The organism is Bacillus sp. GbtcB10 (genome assembly GCF_019091365.1).
Lineage (GTDB): Bacteria > Bacillota > Bacilli > Bacillales > Bacillaceae > Bacillus > Bacillus altitudinis.
The window spans coordinates 656266-673786 of record NZ_JAGXJP010000003.1; the positions used below are offsets into that span (position 1 = coordinate 656266).

Here is a 17521-nt window from a genome sequence, read left to right on the forward strand (position 1 = left end):
TTACAACTCCCTGTATTCCATTAGATCTTCAATTACGATAGGTATATCGCTAATATCATTTAAAGTTTTTAGAATAGCTATAAGTGTTTCAATTTCAATTCTCTTAGTTTTATTGTTACACATGTCATTTATAGTATTAGGTCTTATTCCTGATGTATTAGCGAAATTATTCCTAGAACATCCTATTTGCTTAAGTAAGTTGTCTAATTTAAAATAAATCATAGTGCTATCCATTTTCCCCTTGCTTTATAACTACAGAAGTTATAAAATATATTTATGGTGCCTATTTGTATATAAACATACTAAATACACTTTACACAATAGTATAACAAAAATTTGAATTTAAGATGGTGGGAATATGTATAAAGTAGTATCACTTTTTAGTGGATGCGGAGGTCTAGATTTAGGCTTTAAAGGTGATTTCACTTTCTTAGGTAATAATTATGAAAAAAATATGTTCGATATCATATGGGCAAATGATTTCTTTTTACAAGCTACACAAACTTATGCTAAAAATATCGGTGATCATATTCATGTCGGAAAAATAGAAGAAGTTTTAGATAATGAAAAAACAACAATTCCTTCCGAAGCCGACGTGGTGATTGGCGGTTTTCCTTGTCAAGATTTTAGTGTAGCCGGTAAGAGAGGTGGAATTACTGTTAAACGAGGAAAACTTTATCTTCAAATGAAAAGAGTTATTGAACACATACAGCCTAAAGTCTTCGTTGCAGAGAACGTAGAAGGGTTAGTGAATATGGAAAAAGGCATTGTTTTAAATACAATCAAAAATGATTTAAGTAGTATATCAGATGGTGACACACAAGTTAACTACAATGTCACTCATCATCTCCTACATGCAGCAGACTATGGTGTTCCTCAAATTAGAAAACGTGTATTTATTGTGGGTATAAGGGAAGATATAGAGGCAAATTACATTCCACCTTGTCCTACACATACAGATAGGTGGATCACAGCCAAAGAAGCGATTGACGATTTATGGGACAAGCAAGAAGATCAAACAATCTATAATCATTCACAAATATCAAAAGCTAAGTTTTATCCTGGAAGAAGAATGCAAGGAAACTCCCAGATAAAAGCTGATGCACCTTCAATTACAATCCGCGCAGAACATCACGGAAATATCGAAGCGCATTATAGAACAACTAATGAAGATGAACCAGAAAATATGGCCTATTGGAGAAGATTAACTGTAAGAGAATGTGCAAGAATACAATCTTTCCCTGATAGTTTTGAATTTCTAGGCGCTGGAACATATACGTATAAACAAGTAGGAAATGCTGTACCCCCTGTATTAGGTTGGCATGTTGCCCAATCTATTCAAAATGTATTATTAGCAAATGATAACCTTAAACTTAATAACAATAACGAGTTGTCTTTTCAATTCTAATTATCAATAGATCTGGTGGCTAACATCAGGTCTATTAACAGTCAATTTCACGTTTCTAATACATTTTGTTGAAAAGAATAGACAAAAAAACCGCTATTGATGTATTAAGGTCAGCGCTTATTTTAAACGTAGACATTAATTATCAACAACGGTTTTTTATAGTACGTCCCAGGAGAGATTCGAACTCCCGACCGACGGCTTAGAAGGCCGTTGCTCTATCCTGCTGAGCTACTGGGACATGTTGTTATGTAGTGTGCTGTGGCGTATTACCTCAGCGACAAGATTTATTATATTACTATTGTTCTTTAAAGTCAACGGTTTTTCGAAAGTTTTTTCATAAGGGGCAAATGCTGCACCCTTATGAAATACCTTCCAATGTGACAGTGTTTTCGAGGTCTTGTATGACGTGACCTTCGTCCGTGAAAAACTGTACGTTTGCTTCGCTTCCATCTAGTGTCAGTATAGCATAGCTGCGCTCTTTGCGCACTCTTGGCAGGTGCACGCTGCCTGGGTTAATGAGCAGTTTTCCTCTTAGCAGTTCACTGCCAGGGATGTGCGAGTGGCCAAAGCAGATAATGTCTGCGCCTAGCTCTTCTGCACGGTAGTAGACTTGAAGCAAGGATTGTTTGATGCCATGCAGATGTCCGTGAGTGAGAAATAGTTTTCCGCCTCCGTCGAGTGGGAGCAGGAGCTCTTCTTCAAAATCGCCCATAAAGTCACAATTTCCTTTGACGACTTTGTATCCTTCGAGTGCTGGGTGGTTCGTTTCGAGTTCTGAATCTCCGCAGTGAATCATCATGTCCACTTCAGCCGCATGCCGTTTGGCAATGGTTTGAAGTTCGTCTGTGAGTCCATGACTGTCACTAATGATGAGTATCTTCATGGCTTCATTCCCCCTTATTCATTTGCGTCTAGCAGTGATGAAAGCTTTTGAAGCGCAACCGCTCGATGGCTGATCTTGTTTTTCTCCTCTGGTGATAACTCGGCCATCGTCTGGTCTTTGTCTTTGACGATGAAAATCGGGTCGTATCCGAAGCCGTTTTCGCCGATCGGTTCTTCGGCGATGAAGCCTTCTACTGATCCTTCTACCGTTTGAGTCTCTTTGCCCGGTATACTGACAGCCAGGGCACATCTGAATCTAGCAGTGCGGTCTTCTTTTTCTATGCCTCGCAGCTCATTCAGCACCTTTTCCACGTTCTCGGCATCGTTTTTATGCTCACCCGCATACCTCGCTGAATAGACGCCAGGTTTTCCGCCAAGGTAATCAATCGACAGACCCGAGTCGTCTGCAATCACCATTTCACCTGCTTTGGCTTGAATGGCCTCGGCTTTGATGATCGCATTTTCTTCAAAGGTATGTCCTGTTTCTTCGATCTCTTCCGTAAATCCGATGTCCGCTAGTGTTTTGACCGTGAATCCTTTTGGCTCAAGAATGGCTTTGAATTCTTTCGCTTTGCCCGCATTGTGCGTTGCGATGATGGCAGTTTTCATCCTGATCAAACCCTTCTCTTTATTCGATAACTTCTCCTGTCACTGCTTTTTGCTTTTCAATTAATTCTTTGATGCCTTTTTCGGCTAAATCAAGCAGTCCGTTTAGTTGTTCTCTTGAGAATGTCGCTTCTTCGCCAGTGCCTTGAAGTTCAACAAAGCGCCCAGCACCTGTCATGATGACATTCATATCCACTTCAGCTGAAGAATCTTCTTCATAATTTAAATCTAACAGAAGTCCCTGTTTAGAATCAATTCCGACGGATATCGCAGCTAAATAATCAGTGATCGGATTTTCTTTCAAAACGCCTTCTGATTGAAGCTTTTGAATCGCTAGTGTCATGGCCACAAATGCACCTGTAATAGATGCTGTGCGTGTTCCGCCGTCTGCTTGAATGACATCACAATCAATCCAAATGGTGCGTTCACCAAGCTTTTCTAAGTCAACGACTGCGCGCAGAGCTCGTCCAATTAAACGCTGGATCTCCATTGTACGTCCTGTGACTTTTCCTTTAGATGATTCTCTTATCGTTCTTTGAGCCGTTGCTCTTGGAAGCATGCTATATTCTGCTGTAATCCAGCCTTTTCCTTCTCCTCTTAAAAAAGGAGGTACGCGGTCCTCGATAGATGCGTTACAAATCACCTTCGTATTGCCCGCTGAGATTAAGACAGAGCCTTCTGGGTGCGTAATGTAGCCTGCCTGTATTTCAATTTTTCTTAATTCGTCGTATTGTCTTTCATCTAATCTCATGTTTTACCTCCGTTACAATATACATTCCGCGCGGGTGTCAGCGGGGTTCTCCTATTAACTTTGACAACCTCGATCCGTTCTAATCGCTTGGAATAAAAAAGAGGCAGCGAATGTGCATGCCTCTTTTTCTCCATTATATCAATGTGTGACGTTAAAAACTACCTGTATTCACTTGTTCTGGTCTTGAAACTGGCTTTGTGAGTTCTGTTCCTTTTTCGTTCACAAGCTCTGCCTTTCCGTTTACCTTCACAGACACGCTTTTCACATCTGGCAACTCTGTTAATGTCAGCACAATGCTATCAAGAACTTTTTGTGAAATGACTTTTTTCTTTTCATCTGCACTGCCAAAAATGGATTCATTGAAATCAAGTGTCACATGACCGTCTTTTACTTTCGGAACATCATTGAGCTTCACATCTTGATCAAAGTCTGTCAGCAATTGGCTTGTTTTGCTTGGCCCAGAGACGAGCTCATCAATGGCTGCTGTAATTGGATCATCATCGTCTTGTGGTGCTCTTTTGGTCACCGGGACATAGTACGTCTGTTCGTCAGATTCTGCTAAATAGTAGACGGTCACAGGCTTTGTCGATGTCATATCAGCCGCAGCCTCGTGCTGAATATTAATGCCGTCCTCTCTGCTTAAATCATCTGAAATCGGCGTCCCATTCACAGGCATTTCTTTTAATTCATGGCCATTCATCTTTAATTTGACTTTCGCTACCGAATCAAACTGCGTTAATGTCCAAGTGACTGATTGTAAAATGCGCTGTTCGTCTTCTTTTTTATAGTTTTTGAATTCATTTGAGAAATCAACAACCGCAGTGCCATCTTTAATATCGACAGATACGCTCGTGTCCGCCGGCAGCACGGCTCTGAACCCATTTGGCATCAGGTTAGAAATCGGTCCCCCGTCTACGAGGTATTCAAGTGTTTGTTTCGCACTTCCTTCGTTCTTCGGCAGCGGAATGGATTGAGACACAACATATCCATTTTTATCAATTAAATATAATTCTCTCATGACGGTATCTGCTTGCTTCTCTTCTTTTCCTTCTTTCGCTGTTTGTTTCTCTTCTTTATTTTCTTTCACAAACGTGACATTTTGTGGTGGATCAATCTCTGTTTTCGCTTGGTCTGTTTGAAACAATCCGCATCCTGATAAAAGCATGGCTGACGCAATACACGTAACAGCTGCTGTAGTTCCTTTTTTCAGCATACTTCACCCTCCTCTAGTGGTTTGTACTAGTATGTATACGAGCTCCCTCAGAGGATTAGACCCTTTTCATAAAAAAATAACCCACTTCCATGAGAAGTAGGTTATTGCTGATATACGTGTTCAAGCGAAACCGTTTCGACCTTTCCTGGCAGGTAGCCGAACCAGTCTTGAGCGATGTTTTGAAAGTTTTGCTGCTGCCCTGTTGTATAAAAAGTATGAACAGGCTCTTCCTTCGAATCATTTAACAGCCCTTTATATGAAAGAATGGTGCTCGCTTCTCTCGCTGTCTCGTCTCCTGAAGAAATGATGTTGACGCCACTGCCCATAAAGCGCTGAATCGGTTCTTTTAAAATCGGGTAGTGTGTGCAGCCCAGAATGAGTGTATCAATGCCTGTTTCTTTCATCGGTTCAAGAGAAGCTTTTACGACTTCATCTGCTGTATGATCTAAAAACGTACCACTTTCCACAAATGGCACAAGCAATGGACATGCCAAACTTTGAACAGTTAGTCCTGCTTTTAAAGAAAGCAGTGCTTCTTTATAGGCCTCACTTTTGATCGTATTGACTGTGCCGATGACGCCAATATGCTGATTGTTTGTGACCTTGATCGCTGTGCGGGCTCCGGGCTGGATTACGCCAATGACCGGGATATCAAGTGTTGCTTTAATTTCATCAAGTGCTATCGCCGTCGCAGTGTTACACGCAATGACAAGCATTTTAATATGGTGATGTCTTAATAGGTAGTGTGCCATTTCCCATGTATATTGAAGAACCTCTTCTTCTGCTCGAGGGCCGTATGGACATCGTTTTGTGTCGCCTACATAAATAATCTTTTCTTTTGGCAGTTGTCTCATGATTTCCTTCGCAACGGTTAAACCGCCTACACCGGAATCAATCACGCCGATGGGTTGATCCAACAAAATCGCCTCATTTTCTTTTCATTTGCTGCTGTAGTTTCGTTAAAGATTGGTTGAAAACGATGGCTTCTTCTTCTGAGAAAGCCCCTAGAAGTTCACTGACGTATTCTTGGCGTTTGACAATCACTTCTTGAATGATCCGCTCACCTTCAGGTAATAAATGAATGCGAACCACGCGGCGGTCAGACGGATCTTTCACCCGTTCAACAAGTTCACTTTTTTCCATTCGGTCAATTAAATCGGTTGTCGTGCTGCAAGCCAAATACATCTTTTGTGATAGCTCACCTATTGTCATATCTCCGAATTCATAAAGCCACTGAAGCCCTACAAATTGAGGAGGTGTAATCGTATATTGATTCAGAATTTCTCTACCTTTTTGCTTAATGATTGCAGCAATATGGCGCAATGATTTTTCAATTTCTGCAACATGGCCTGACTCATTCGTTTCCATTTCATTGATACCTCACTATAGCATCTCACTTTGATTAAAACGTACATTCCTATTTTCCTCGTTTTTCAATGAAATTGCAAGAAGAGACTCATGGAAACCATATAGAAATAACCGGCTCCTCCCTGGTGCGGAAGGAAAACCGGCTGACGTTAGAGCTCTAGCTCACCCATACGCAGAAGCTCGACTACGGCCTGTGAACGACCTTTGACTCCTAGCTTTTGCATGGCATTCGAAATATGATTTCGAACAGTCTTTTCGCTAATAAAAAGCTCGCTTGCAATTTCTTTTGTTGTTTTATCTTGGACGAGCAATTCGAATACTTCTCTTTCTCTTTTGGTTAATAGCGGCTTGGATTGAAACTCTTTCTCCTTCAAGTATTGTAACCCTCCTTGCTAAGGTGAGAGCTCTAGTCTCTATAGAATGGGATTCTGTATAGTCGAGATATCATATGCCGGGTACTTGAGGTAGGTGACGTTAAAATCGAGAATTCCCGCAGATGAGCGTCCAATTTCCTCCCCTTCAAGCCGCACAAAAAAGGACGAGTCCCCTATAGAGACATCGTCCTTGATCAAACAAGCTTTTAAAATATCGAAATGGCTCCTGTTAAAAGAGCAATAAGTGTTGTAAACAGGGCTGTGAGTACGGTCCATAGCAGTGCGTACTTTTGCAAATCACCAATATCTTTATTCAGCATACTCACAAGCAGTAATGTTGAAGCCACAAGCGGACTCAGCAAATGGACAGGCTGTCCGATAATAGAGGCGCGCGCAATTTCTACTGGATCAATTCCGTAAGCTGCGCCGGCTTCAGCTAAGATTGGCAGCACCCCGAAATAATACGCATCATTTGAAAGAACAAATGTAAATGGCATACTCGTCAAAGCGACAATGAGTGGAAAAAATGAGCTGTATGAATCTGGAATCATGTAAATGACCAAGTTAGCAATGGACTCCACCATTTTTGTTCCCGAAAAAATGCCTGTGAAAATTCCTGCTGCAAACACAAGGGTAATGACCGTTAAAGCATTTCCTGCATGCGATAAAATCCGCTCACGCTGATCTTCCACTTTTGGATAGTTGATCATAAGCGCAATGACAAAGCCAATGAGAAAGAGTACAGGAATCGGTACGATATCCAATACAAGTGTGACCATGACAGCAATCGTCAGGAAGAAGTTGACCCAAATCAAGTTTGGTCTCTTCATATCTGCAACGCCATCTTCAATTGATGCCGCCAATTCAGGAGAGATCGAGACCTCTTCTTTATACTGAATCTCGGCAACCCCAATGCGCTTCCGTTCTTTTTTTCCAAGAACATACGCTGTAAAAAGGATAAAAAGACCGCCCCCTATCATCGTCGGGAGTAATGGAATGAAGAATTCCGCTGCATCTAAACCAAGTGCAGCAATCGCACGAGTAGCTGGACCGCCCCAAGGCGTCATTCCACTCATAATGCCTAGTGATAATAATGAAATCGTCCCTAAAATCAGTGGGTTCATCCCAATTCTTAAGAAAAGTGGCAGCATAGCTGATACGGTAATCATGTACGTTGTCGTTCCATCACCATCTAATGCAACAAGCATAGACAAAATCGCTACCCCAAAAGCAATTTTGACCGGATCGCCTTTCACAAGACGTAAAATCAGTTTGATCAATGGGTCAAACAATCCAGCATCCAGCATGACACCGAAGAATAAGATGGCAAATAACAATAAAGCAGCAGATGGTGCAACGGTCTTGAGTCCATCAAGCATCATGTCCCCTAATCCGCTGTAAAATCCACCGATTAATGCAAAGATGATTGGCACAACGGTTAGAGCCACCACCGGATGCATACGTTTTGTCATAATAAGAAATGTAAAAGTCACGACCATCAAGATCCCTAAAATAGCTAGCACTTCATATCCCTCCATCCTCTTCTTTACACGATCCACAAGCGCCCCTTTTGCACTTGCGGCCCGAAATGTTAGCGCTTTCTATTTCAAGGATATAATAGCTTTTTTTATAATGAAAATATCGATTTTTTCGTCTATTCAATAAATTTTTTTTATAATTAGCCTTGCTGACTTCTTAAAAACTCAATGAATGCTTTCACAACAGACAAATGAAGGGAATCCGGCTGGTACATGAGCCATGTATCTCTTAAAACAGGCTGTCCATCTTTATACGAAAGACCTTTTACAAATAGCTCATCACTTGGTCTGAGGCAAATTTCCGGGACAATGGCATAACCTAAACCATGCTTCACCATCTCTTTTGATGTATCTTGCCTGTCTGTCTCCATTGTCACAAGCGGAGGCATCGTGAACGTCTCCTGCCACCATCTGTTAATCAATCGTTTTAATGAACTATCCGTGTGATAGTCAATGAGCGGCAGTTTCGGAAGGTCCTTTAGCTGTATTTCTGATTTTGAAATGATACAAAGGCGTTCTTTATCAAGCAAAAACCGCTCTCCATTCCAGTCGTAATCTCCTCTTAAAATCCCTAAATGTACACTTGATGTCCCTAATAAATCCATGACTTTTGTGCTCCATCCTGTGTTCACCATAAATTGAACATGTGGATACTGCTTAGAAAACTCTCTTAAAATTTCCGGCAGTTTATATTGAGCAAAGTTACTCGACACCCCTAACCTGATCGTTCCTTTGACCTTTTTTTGCATATTGAGCATGCCATCTTTCGTTTGCTGGAGCTGCTTGAGCATGTCATTTGCGTATTTAGCCAAGTATTCGCCCTCTGATGTAAATTCAATGCCTCGCTTTCTTTTAAAGAAAAGCTTCATGTCAAATTCCTCTTCAAGCTGTTTCAATCGATAACTTAAGGCAGGCTGCGATACAAATAATTTTTCTGCCGCTTTTGTGATGTTCTTCTCTTCATATAGCACCTTTAAAAACCGCCAATCTTTCTCATCCATTGTGTGCCCTCCTTTTGACCTTGTTATAAAAATATTTTATCAGTTTCTCTTAAAATAATGTATTTAACTTATTTCTTATTATACTTTACCATTTTGATTAGATAAATAGTAACTAAACAATTGAGGGTGAGAGCAATGAGAAAAGTTCCAATCACAATCATGCGAGGCGGTACAAGCAAAGGGGTCTTCATTCAAGCAAATGATGCACCTTACGAACACGATGAGCTCGAAGCATTTCTATTAGACATTATGGGCAGCCCTGACCGGCTGCAAGTTGATGGAATCGGGGGCGGTAATTCTTTAACAAGTAAGGTGGCCATTATCGATAAAGCCACTCGTCCAGATGTGGATGTAAACTATACGTTTGCACAAGTCAGCATCAATGAAAGGTTTGTCGACTTTAAAGGAAACTGTGGGAATATCTCATCAGCAGTTGGACCGTATGCCATCATTAAAGGACTTGTCCAAGCAGTTGAGCCTGTCACAACGGTACGTATTTTGAATACCAACACGAATAAAATCATTGTGGCAGAGGTAGAAGTCGAGAATGGAGAAGTGAAATTTGAAGGACAGGCAGAAATTCCAGGAGTGAAAGGAACAGGTTCTCCCATTTATTTATCCTTTGAGAAACCTGAAGGCGCTGTCACAGGTAAAACCTTTCCGACTGGAAACAAAATGGATACGATCCAGACAAAGTTTGGAGAGATTCCGATCTCAATCGTAGACATTGCAAATCCAATCGCCTTTGTCCGTGCCAAAGATATTCAATTAAAAGGAACTGAATTGCCTGAGGAGTTTACAGACGAATTGCTGGATGATTTAGAAGAGATTCGTTCCATCGCTGCTGAAATGTGTCACTTCGCACCAAAAGAACTGGCCACATTACAGTCTCCTGCTGTTCCAAAGCTTGCGATCATCAGCGAGCCTGCTGATTATGTAGATACAAATGGAATATTGAGAAGAGCAGCAGATATGGACATCATCGTTCGGATGCTATCGATGCAAAGACCGCACCAAGCACTTGCCATCACCGGATCTGTCTGTGTGTCAGCCAGCTGTTTCATGGATCAAACGCTTCCGGCACAGCTGTTTCAAGGTCAAGATGATACACTTCGAATTGGTCATCCTGCTGGTATTATGCAAACTGAAATTGATATCTCACAAAATAGAGTGAAAGTCATTCGAACCGCAAGAGAAATCCTAGATGGAGTGGTCTTTACAAAAAAAGACTACATGGTTCAACCTCAAATAAAAAGAGAAGCATAAATGAGACGTCATCATGTCGACAAAGAGCTAAAATGAACTGATTTTAGCTCTTTGTCTTTTTTTCAGTGTGAAGATCTTAAAGCAATCCGTTCTAACATCGAATGCAACGGTTTTATACACACTCATCGAACGAGAAATTGTCTAATTGGGCGGTGCATCAATATCTCCTGCTGAATGGGCTTTTATATGTCCTTGATCATCTTTTAACTGAATATGACCATAACGATTCACACCACAGCAAATCCCTTCCTGCCATGTTTGCTTTTCACGATCTAGTGAAATACGAAGCGGTTGATTCAGCCGATATAATCGTTTGTTATAAAGGGCAGTGAGGGCTTCAAATCCTTCCATTTGCCAGCGTGCATGGTATTTTTCAAAGGCCGCTACCAAATCTTTCACTAGCTGGTCCGCTTTCACCTCAGTCAGTTCTGATAGGCAAACGGTTTTATACGGAACGTGCTCGGGCTTTGTCTCTACATTGATGCCCACACCGATGTAAATGGCGCTACGGTCTGCTTCAATTAATGTGCCAGATACTTTCGCTTCATTAATCAATAGATCATTTGGCCATTTGATCGCCAGCTGATCCTCTGCTCTCATGAGTGGTTTGAGTACATCATAAATCGCGAGTGCCGTCAGCGGGGCAATCGTTGATTGGGTGGAGATATCTACTGGCGGTTTTACTGTCATCGTGACAGCCACATTTCCTGTAGGCGTTTCCCACGGTCTGCCAAGCCTGCCTCTCCCTGCTGTCTGCTGCCGGGCATATACAGCAAATGAAGGGATTTCTCCTTGCTGAATGAGCCTTTTCGCTTCATTATTTGTACTATCAATGGTGTCGTATTGAAAAATCTTCATGTGCTCTCCTTTTGTTTCATCTTCATATGATCTTTTTATTATAACAAAATGAAACATGTGACCGTGATTCTTTAATGTCGCTGGGCCTGAAAAGTCTCTTTTTCCTTTTCTGTAAACGGTACAGGGGCACCGGTGTCTTTACTTATTTGCACCATCGTGACTGAGCCTGTAAAACACGGTTCTTGCTGTTCATTTTCTCCTAAATAATGAAGGATGAGAGAGCTTGATCCAACCTTTTCTGGCTTTACATACACACGCAGCCTCTCACCGATTTCCACTTGCTTGATGTAATCACATTGAAGGTTTGCCACGACCGTAATCGTCTCTCTCGCTCGCTTCATTCGTTTATCTACAATTCCCGTTTTTTGAAAGAAGGCAATCCGCGCCTCTTCAAAATACACAAACGGGGTGACATTGTTCATGTGACCAAACATATCCGTTTCTGAAAAACGGACGGTTGTTTCCACATAAAATCGAAACGATGCCCTCCACTCTTCAAACGGTTCTTCAATATATGACGGCAGCCTCATTTGATCCACTCCTTATTCGCAAACAAAACGCCTCTCCCGTATTGGAAGAGGCGTTTGTTATGTTTTTGCATCCAGCCTCTTGTAAACACTCATCATGATTGGCAAGGAGGACTGAATGTGATGTTATTCTGCGTGATCGCTTCCGAAGAAGTTACGGAAAGCTTGTAATGTTGTATCTCGGTTAAGTGCTGCAATTGATGTTGTGAGCGGGATTCCTTTCGGACAAGCCTGCACACAGTTTTGAGAGTTCCCGCAGTTTGCGAGACCGCCATCACCCATAATTTCTTCTAAACGGTCAGACTTATTCATTGCACCTGTCGGATGTGCGTTAAATAGACGAACTTGTGAAAGCGGTGCAGGGCCCATAAAGGAAGACTTATCATTCACGTTTGGACAAGCTTCAAGGCAGACACCACATGTCATACATTTTGAAAGCTCATACGCCCATTGACGCTTTTTCTCAGGCATTCTTGGTCCAGGTCCAAGATCATATGTGCCATCGATCGGCACCCATGCTTTGACTTTTTTCAATGAATTGAACATACGGCTTCGATCAACCTGCAAGTCTCTCACAACCGGGAACGTTTTCATCGGCTGAAGACGGATCGGCTGCTCTAACTTGTCAATCAGTGCAGTACATGATTGGCGAGGCGTTCCATTAATGACCATGGAACAAGCGCCACATACTTCTTCAAGACAGTTCATGTCCCAGTTGATCGCCGTTGTTTTTTCACCTTTTTTATTGACCGGATTACGTCTGATTTCCATGAGTGCAGAAATGACGTTCATATTCGGACGGTAAGGGATTTCGAATTCCTCATCATAAGGCTTGCCATCTGCTGTATCTTGACGTGTGATAATAAATTGAATCGTATTTTTTTCACTCATCTTATTTCTCCACCTTTTTCTTCGAGTAATCTCGTTTACGAGGTGCAATTAACGATACATCGACGTCCTCATAGTGGAATGCAGGTTTTTGGTTCTTCCCTTTGAACGTAGCCATCGTTGTTTTTAGGAATTCTTCATCGTTTCTTTCTGGGAATTCCGGTTTATAGTGTGCGCCTCGGCTTTCATTCCGGTTGTAAGCCCCAATCGTAATGACGCGTGCCAGCTGAAGCATGTTGTCAAGCTGACGCGTGAAGGCAGCGCCTTGGTTGCTCCATGAAGCTGTATCGTTGATGTTAATATGCTTATAGCGCTCCATCAGTTCTTCAATCTTCTGATCTGTTTTTAAGAGCTTCTCGTTGTAACGAACCACTGTCACGTTGTCCGTCATCCATTCTCCAAGCTCTTTATGAAGCACATATGCATTTTCTGTGCCATCCATGCTAAGGATGTTGTCCCATTTCTCCTGCTCTTTCTTCACGGCACTGTCGAATGTTGCAGATGATAAATCTTCTGCAGACTTTTCAAGACCGCTAATGTATTTCACAGCATTTGGTCCAGCAACCATTCCGCCGTAAATCGCAGAAAGCAATGAGTTTGCACCAAGTCTGTTTCCGCCGTGCATAGAGTAATCACATTCTCCTGCAGCAAACAAGCCTTTGATATTCGTCATTTGATCATAATCAACCCATAAGCCGCCCATTGAATAATGAACAGCCGGGAAAATTTTCATCGGAAGCTTACGCGGGTCATCACCCATGAATTTTTCATAGATTTCAATGATTCCACCAAGCTTAATATCAAGCTCTTTTGGATCTTTGTGAGAAAGGTCTAGATACACCATGTTCTCTCCGTTGATGCCAAGCTTTTGCTCAACACATACGTCGAAAATTTCACGCGTTGCAATGTCACGCGGTACAAGGTTTCCGTATGCTGGGTACTTTTCTTCTAGGAAGTACCAAGGTTTTCCGTCTTTATATGTCCAAACACGTCCACCTTCACCACGAGCTGATTCACTCATGAGACGCAGCTTGTCATCTCCTGGGATCGCTGTTGGGTGAATTTGAATGAATTCTCCATTAGCATAATGAGCACCTTGCTGATAAACGATCGATGCAGCTGATCCAGTATTAATCATGGAGTTCGTTGATTTACCGAATACGATACCAGGGCCTCCTGTTGCCATGATGACAGCATCTGAACGGAAGGATTCGATTTCCATTGTCGTCAAGTTCTGCGCGACAATGCCTCGGCATACTTCCTCGTCATCTAACACAGCACCAAGGAATTCCCAGCCTTCATATTTCGTCACAAGCCCTGCTACTTCATAGCGGCGAACCTGCTCATCTAGTGCATATAATAACTGCTGACCTGTTGTCGCACCAGCAAATGCTGTACGGTGGTGCTGTGTTCCCCCGAAACGGCGGAAGTCCAGTAATCCTTCTGGTGTTCTGTTAAACATTACACCCATACGATCAAGTAAGTGGATAATGGACGGCGCTGCTTCACACATTGCCTTTACTGGCGGCTGATTAGCTAAAAAGTCTCCGCCATATACCGTGTCATCAAAATGCTCATAAGGTGAATCTCCTTCACCTTTTGTATTGACCGCTCCGTTAATTCCGCCCTGTGCACAAACAGAATGCGAACGTTTCACAGGTACGATTGAAAATAGTTTAACAGCTGTTCCCGCTTCTGCTGCTTTGATAGTTGCCATGAGACCAGCTAAGCCGCCTCCGACAACGATGATGCTAGAATTACTCATTGTAGCCCCTCTCCCTCTTCTACTAATCTATTTCCTCTTAAACAAAAGCGAAAATTGCTCTTAGCCCTACATATGAAAGCGCTATAAATATACCTAATGTCACATATGTGGAGATTCTTTGTGAGCGTGGTGAAACTGTAATTCCCCAGCTGACAGCAAATGACCACAAGCCATTAGCAAAGTGGAAAATAGTAGATAAAACGCCGACAATATAGAAACCTAGCATAAATGGAGAGCTTAAAATATTCGCCATCATGTCATAGTTTACTTCAGCTCCAAGCTGCGCTTGAATGCGTGTTTCCCATACGTGCCAAGTGACAAAAATCAATGTGATGATACCTGTAATCCGTTGCAGTCTGAACAACCAGTTTCTTAAGTAACTGAAGCGAGACGTGTTGTTTTGTGCCGTAAAGGCTATGTACACCCCATAAACAGCATGATAGATCAGTGGTAAGAAAATCACGAACAGCTCAAGTGCATATCTGAATGGAAGCTGTTCCATAAAGTGTGCAGCTTTGTTAAACGCCTCTGGTCCATTCGTCGCAAAGTGGTTAATCACTAAGTGCTGTACTAAAAATAGACCGACCGGAATGACGCCAAGCAAAGAATGCAATCTCCGATAAAAAAATTCTTTGTTCCCCGACATTACTTTACCCCCTAGTAAAAAAAGTGCAATTGCTTGAAAATTGTCTTACCCCCGCTTCTTTCAATTGTAAGCACTTTATTCAAATTTATTGACAATTTCATTTTACTCCTATGTCAAAAAAGCGTCAAGAAACCGCGTACATAAATTAAAATTTTCCGAAATTTAAAAGTTTTAAATCAAAATTCGTTTTACTACAATAAGAATTTCTTAGACTTCAGGGAAAACTCTGTCATCATATGCCCACATAAGCTATAATAAATTGTTGAAAGAGGGGAGCCATACAATGAATAAATTCGAATCTAACTTAGAACAGCTAAAAGAAATTGAAGTCAATGGATTTGCCTACGAGCTGATACGCGAAGTTCTGCTGCCTGACATTCTTGGTCAGGATCATTCATCTATGATGTATTTTGCGGGTAAACTGCTTGCTCGTAAATTTCCTCAAGAGTCATGGGAAAAGATCCCCGAATTTTTCCATGATGCCGGATGGGGAACTCTCACGATGGTCCATTCTAAAAAACAGGAAATTGAGTTTGAGCTCGAAGGTCCACTTGTATCGAATCGACTCAGCTATCAAAAGGAGCCATGCTTTCAAATGGAAGCAGGTTTTATCGCTGAACAGATTCAGCTTCTCAATGAGCACGTGGCTGAATCCTATGAACAAGTAAAAAAGCGTGCTGATAAAGTCATTTTAACCGTTAAATGGGATTTAAGAGACCCTAGCTAACACTGCTTATGAAAGGCGAGGACTTTGTGTCACGCCTTTTTTATATACCCTTCTATCATAGCACAGTTGACGTACCGGTTTACGCATGTTTTTCTTTCTTCATATGCTGATGATTTCCAATATAAAAAAGAGGTGTATCTTTTTATGGGATACACCTTTCAGATTGTTGACAAAGGGCTAAAATGAACTTGATTTTAGCCCTTTGTCTTCTTTTCAGCGTGATAGAAAACCTTTGCAGTCTAGGAAAGACGAGTACTGGAGCGGAGCGAATTTGACATTCGTGAGCACCAGTACGCAGGACTGACAAAGAATGCGAGGGTTTGGCTACACGCTGAGAGGTGTATCTTTTTACGGAATACACCTCTTTTGAAGATTTAAGAATGAGCAGCGGCGCTCACCTTTGATAATTCAAACGCATCATGAAGGGCTTCTACCGCTTTCACCATATCTTCACGATCAACGACTGTTGAGACTTTGATCTCAGACGTACTGACCATTTTCACTTGAATGTCTTTTTGAGCTAACACAGCGAACATTTCAGCCGCAACGCCTGGGTTTGAGACCATACCAGAGCCAACGATAGATACTTTGGCTAATTTGCTTTCTGTCTCAATCTGCTCATAACCAAGCGCACCTTTGTATTCTTCTAATACTTCAACTGTTTTAGACAAATCATCCGTTTTCACAGAGAAAGAGATGGAGGTCTGATTGGTGTTTGTGACAGACTGAATAATGATATCGACATTGATATTTTGCTTCGCAAGTGTCGTAAAAATCGTCGATAGCGTTGTTAAACCGCTTGAAAGGCCGCATACCGTCACGCGTGTCATCTGATCTTCAAATGCAATGCCTCTTACAACTAAATTTTGTTCCATGGATGATTCCTCCTCAATTAACGTACCCGATTCATTTTCAATACTAGAACGGACTTCTAGTGGGATTTGATAATTTTTCGCAAATTCGACCGCTCTCGGATGCAGCACACCTGCTCCTAAATTGGCTAACTCAAGCATTTCATCGTATGAAATTCCTGCAAGTTTTCGCGCAGACGGTACATAACGAGGATCTGTTGTAAACACACCTGGTACGTCCGTATAAATATCACATTTGTCCGCTTTGAGTGCCGCAGCTAGTGCCACTGCTGTCGTATCTGATCCACCACGCCCAAGTGTTGTAATATGTAGATCATCCGCAATTCCTTGGAAACCTGCTACAACGACGACTTTTCCCGCACTCAGTTCTTCTTTGATTCTTGCTTCATCGATGTCCACGATTCTTGCATTTCCGTGCACCTTCTCTGTTTTCACCCCAGCTTGCCAGCCTGTAAAGGAAATGGCATCATAACCTTTTGCTTGGAGCGCCATCGCTAATAATGAAATGGTCACCTGCTCACCAGTTGTCAGTAGCATATCCATTTCTCTTTTGCTTGGATCATCTGTGAGTTCTTTCGCTAGGTCTACTAGAACATCCGTTGATTTGCCCATCGCAGACACAACCACGACCACATCATTTCCTGCCTCGCGTTCAGCGATGACTCTCTCTGCGGCATTGCGAATTTTTTCTGTCGATCCAACAGATGTTCCACCAAATTTTTGTACAATTAGTCCCATGTCTACCACCCTTTTTCAAAAGATCACGTGTGAGAGAAGAGGCTGCGGAGACTGCTCTCTGCACTGCAAATAAAAAAGCAATGAGAGAACAAA

Annotated in this window: 19 protein-coding genes and 1 tRNA gene; 3 read left to right on the forward strand and 17 right to left on the reverse strand. The window is 41.9% G+C overall.

All coding sequences use genetic code 11. The annotated features are described in order from the left end of the window. Positions 1-234: a helix-turn-helix domain-containing protein gene (locus KVT11_RS21400; RefSeq protein ID WP_047947306.1), complete on the reverse strand. Its 234-nt coding sequence runs from the start codon at positions 232-234 to the stop codon at positions 1-3. A 124-nt stretch (positions 235-358) separates the two neighbouring features. Here KVT11_RS21400 and KVT11_RS13605 point away from each other — a divergent pair, with 124 nt between their 5' ends. Continuing rightward, a complete protein-coding gene (locus KVT11_RS13605; RefSeq protein WP_116307247.1) occupies positions 359-1408 on the forward strand; it encodes a DNA cytosine methyltransferase in 1050 nt (349 codons plus the stop codon). Between the two features lie 164 nt (positions 1409-1572). Here KVT11_RS13605 and KVT11_RS13610 read toward each other — a convergent pair. The 10 genes from KVT11_RS13610 to KVT11_RS13655 all read right to left on the reverse strand — a co-directional run bounded on the left by KVT11_RS13610 (position 1573) and on the right by KVT11_RS13655 (position 9141). Next, positions 1573-1646, reverse strand: a tRNA-Arg gene (locus KVT11_RS13610). 120 nt (positions 1647-1766) lie between these two features. Further along, complete coding sequence (locus KVT11_RS13615) at positions 1767-2291, reverse strand: YfcE family phosphodiesterase (protein ID WP_008345914.1); 525 nt, start codon at positions 2289-2291, stop codon at positions 1767-1769. A gap of 14 nt (positions 2292-2305) precedes the next feature. After that, on the reverse strand, positions 2306-2908 hold the full coding sequence (locus tag KVT11_RS13620; protein ID WP_169791232.1) for an XTP/dITP diphosphatase: 603 nt from the start codon (positions 2906-2908) through the stop codon (positions 2306-2308). Positions 2909-2918: 10 nt separating this feature from the next. Beyond that, the gene (gene rph / locus KVT11_RS13625; RefSeq protein WP_007501599.1) at positions 2919-3647 is read right to left on the reverse strand and encodes a ribonuclease PH; all 729 of its coding nucleotides are present in this window, start codon (positions 3645-3647) and stop codon (positions 2919-2921) included. Between the two features lie 151 nt (positions 3648-3798). Then, positions 3799-4860: a GerMN domain-containing protein gene (locus KVT11_RS13630; protein WP_210552157.1), complete on the reverse strand. Its 1062-nt coding sequence runs from the start codon at positions 4858-4860 to the stop codon at positions 3799-3801. A 101-nt stretch (positions 4861-4961) separates the two neighbouring features. Next, positions 4962-5780 carry a glutamate racemase gene (gene racE / locus KVT11_RS13635; RefSeq protein WP_155924094.1) on the reverse strand — a complete coding sequence of 273 codons (819 nt, stop codon included), beginning with the start codon at positions 5778-5780 and terminating at the stop codon, positions 4962-4964. A gap of 7 nt (positions 5781-5787) precedes the next feature. Next, a complete protein-coding gene (locus KVT11_RS13640) occupies positions 5788-6228 on the reverse strand; it encodes a MarR family winged helix-turn-helix transcriptional regulator (protein WP_007501606.1) in 441 nt (146 codons plus the stop codon). A 149-nt stretch (positions 6229-6377) separates the two neighbouring features. Further along, positions 6378-6602: a spore germination transcription factor GerE gene (gerE, locus tag KVT11_RS13645; protein WP_003184172.1), complete on the reverse strand. Its 225-nt coding sequence runs from the start codon at positions 6600-6602 to the stop codon at positions 6378-6380. Positions 6603-6808: 206 nt separating this feature from the next. Continuing rightward, positions 6809-8125 (reverse strand): CitMHS family transporter, encoded by a 1317-nt coding sequence (locus tag KVT11_RS13650; protein WP_017358236.1) that lies wholly within the window; start codon positions 8123-8125, stop codon positions 6809-6811. Between the two features lie 155 nt (positions 8126-8280). Beyond that, on the reverse strand, positions 8281-9141 hold the full coding sequence (locus tag KVT11_RS13655) for a LysR family transcriptional regulator (protein WP_007501609.1): 861 nt from the start codon (positions 9139-9141) through the stop codon (positions 8281-8283). A gap of 135 nt (positions 9142-9276) precedes the next feature. On the opposite strand from KVT11_RS13655, the gene KVT11_RS13660 reads away from it, so the two are divergent. After that, positions 9277-10407, forward strand: coding sequence for a 2-methylaconitate cis-trans isomerase PrpF family protein (locus KVT11_RS13660; RefSeq protein ID WP_017367811.1), 1131 nt, complete (start codon positions 9277-9279; stop codon positions 10405-10407). 141 nt (positions 10408-10548) lie between these two features. Here the strand turns inward: KVT11_RS13660 and KVT11_RS13665 are convergent, their stop codons facing one another. The 5 genes from KVT11_RS13665 to KVT11_RS13685 all read right to left on the reverse strand — a co-directional run bounded on the left by KVT11_RS13665 (position 10549) and on the right by KVT11_RS13685 (position 15091). Next, positions 10549-11265: a biotin--[acetyl-CoA-carboxylase] ligase gene (locus KVT11_RS13665; protein ID WP_026050129.1), complete on the reverse strand. Its 717-nt coding sequence runs from the start codon at positions 11263-11265 to the stop codon at positions 10549-10551. A gap of 71 nt (positions 11266-11336) precedes the next feature. Continuing rightward, positions 11337-11795, reverse strand: a complete 459-nt coding sequence (locus KVT11_RS13670) for an acyl-CoA thioesterase (protein ID WP_099496660.1) — start codon at positions 11793-11795, stop codon at positions 11337-11339. A gap of 123 nt (positions 11796-11918) precedes the next feature. After that, entirely contained in the window at positions 11919-12683 is a 765-nt protein-coding gene (gene sdhB, locus KVT11_RS13675) for a succinate dehydrogenase iron-sulfur subunit (protein ID WP_008345969.1), read from the reverse strand. Between the two features lies 1 nt (position 12684). Further along, positions 12685-14445: a succinate dehydrogenase flavoprotein subunit gene (gene sdhA, locus KVT11_RS13680; RefSeq protein WP_008345971.1), complete on the reverse strand. Its 1761-nt coding sequence runs from the start codon at positions 14443-14445 to the stop codon at positions 12685-12687. 37 nt (positions 14446-14482) lie between these two features. Continuing rightward, the gene (locus KVT11_RS13685) at positions 14483-15091 is read right to left on the reverse strand and encodes a succinate dehydrogenase cytochrome b558 subunit (protein WP_007501622.1); all 609 of its coding nucleotides are present in this window, start codon (positions 15089-15091) and stop codon (positions 14483-14485) included. Between the two features lie 283 nt (positions 15092-15374). On the opposite strand from KVT11_RS13685, the gene KVT11_RS13690 reads away from it, so the two are divergent. Then, the gene (locus KVT11_RS13690; protein WP_008345974.1) at positions 15375-15818 is read left to right on the forward strand and encodes a YslB family protein; all 444 of its coding nucleotides are present in this window, start codon (positions 15375-15377) and stop codon (positions 15816-15818) included. A 374-nt stretch (positions 15819-16192) separates the two neighbouring features. On the opposite strand, the gene KVT11_RS13695 is transcribed toward KVT11_RS13690, so the two are convergent. After that, positions 16193-17428, reverse strand: coding sequence for an aspartate kinase (locus KVT11_RS13695; RefSeq protein ID WP_135226590.1), 1236 nt, complete (start codon positions 17426-17428; stop codon positions 16193-16195). Between the last annotated feature and the right edge of the window lie 93 nt (positions 17429-17521).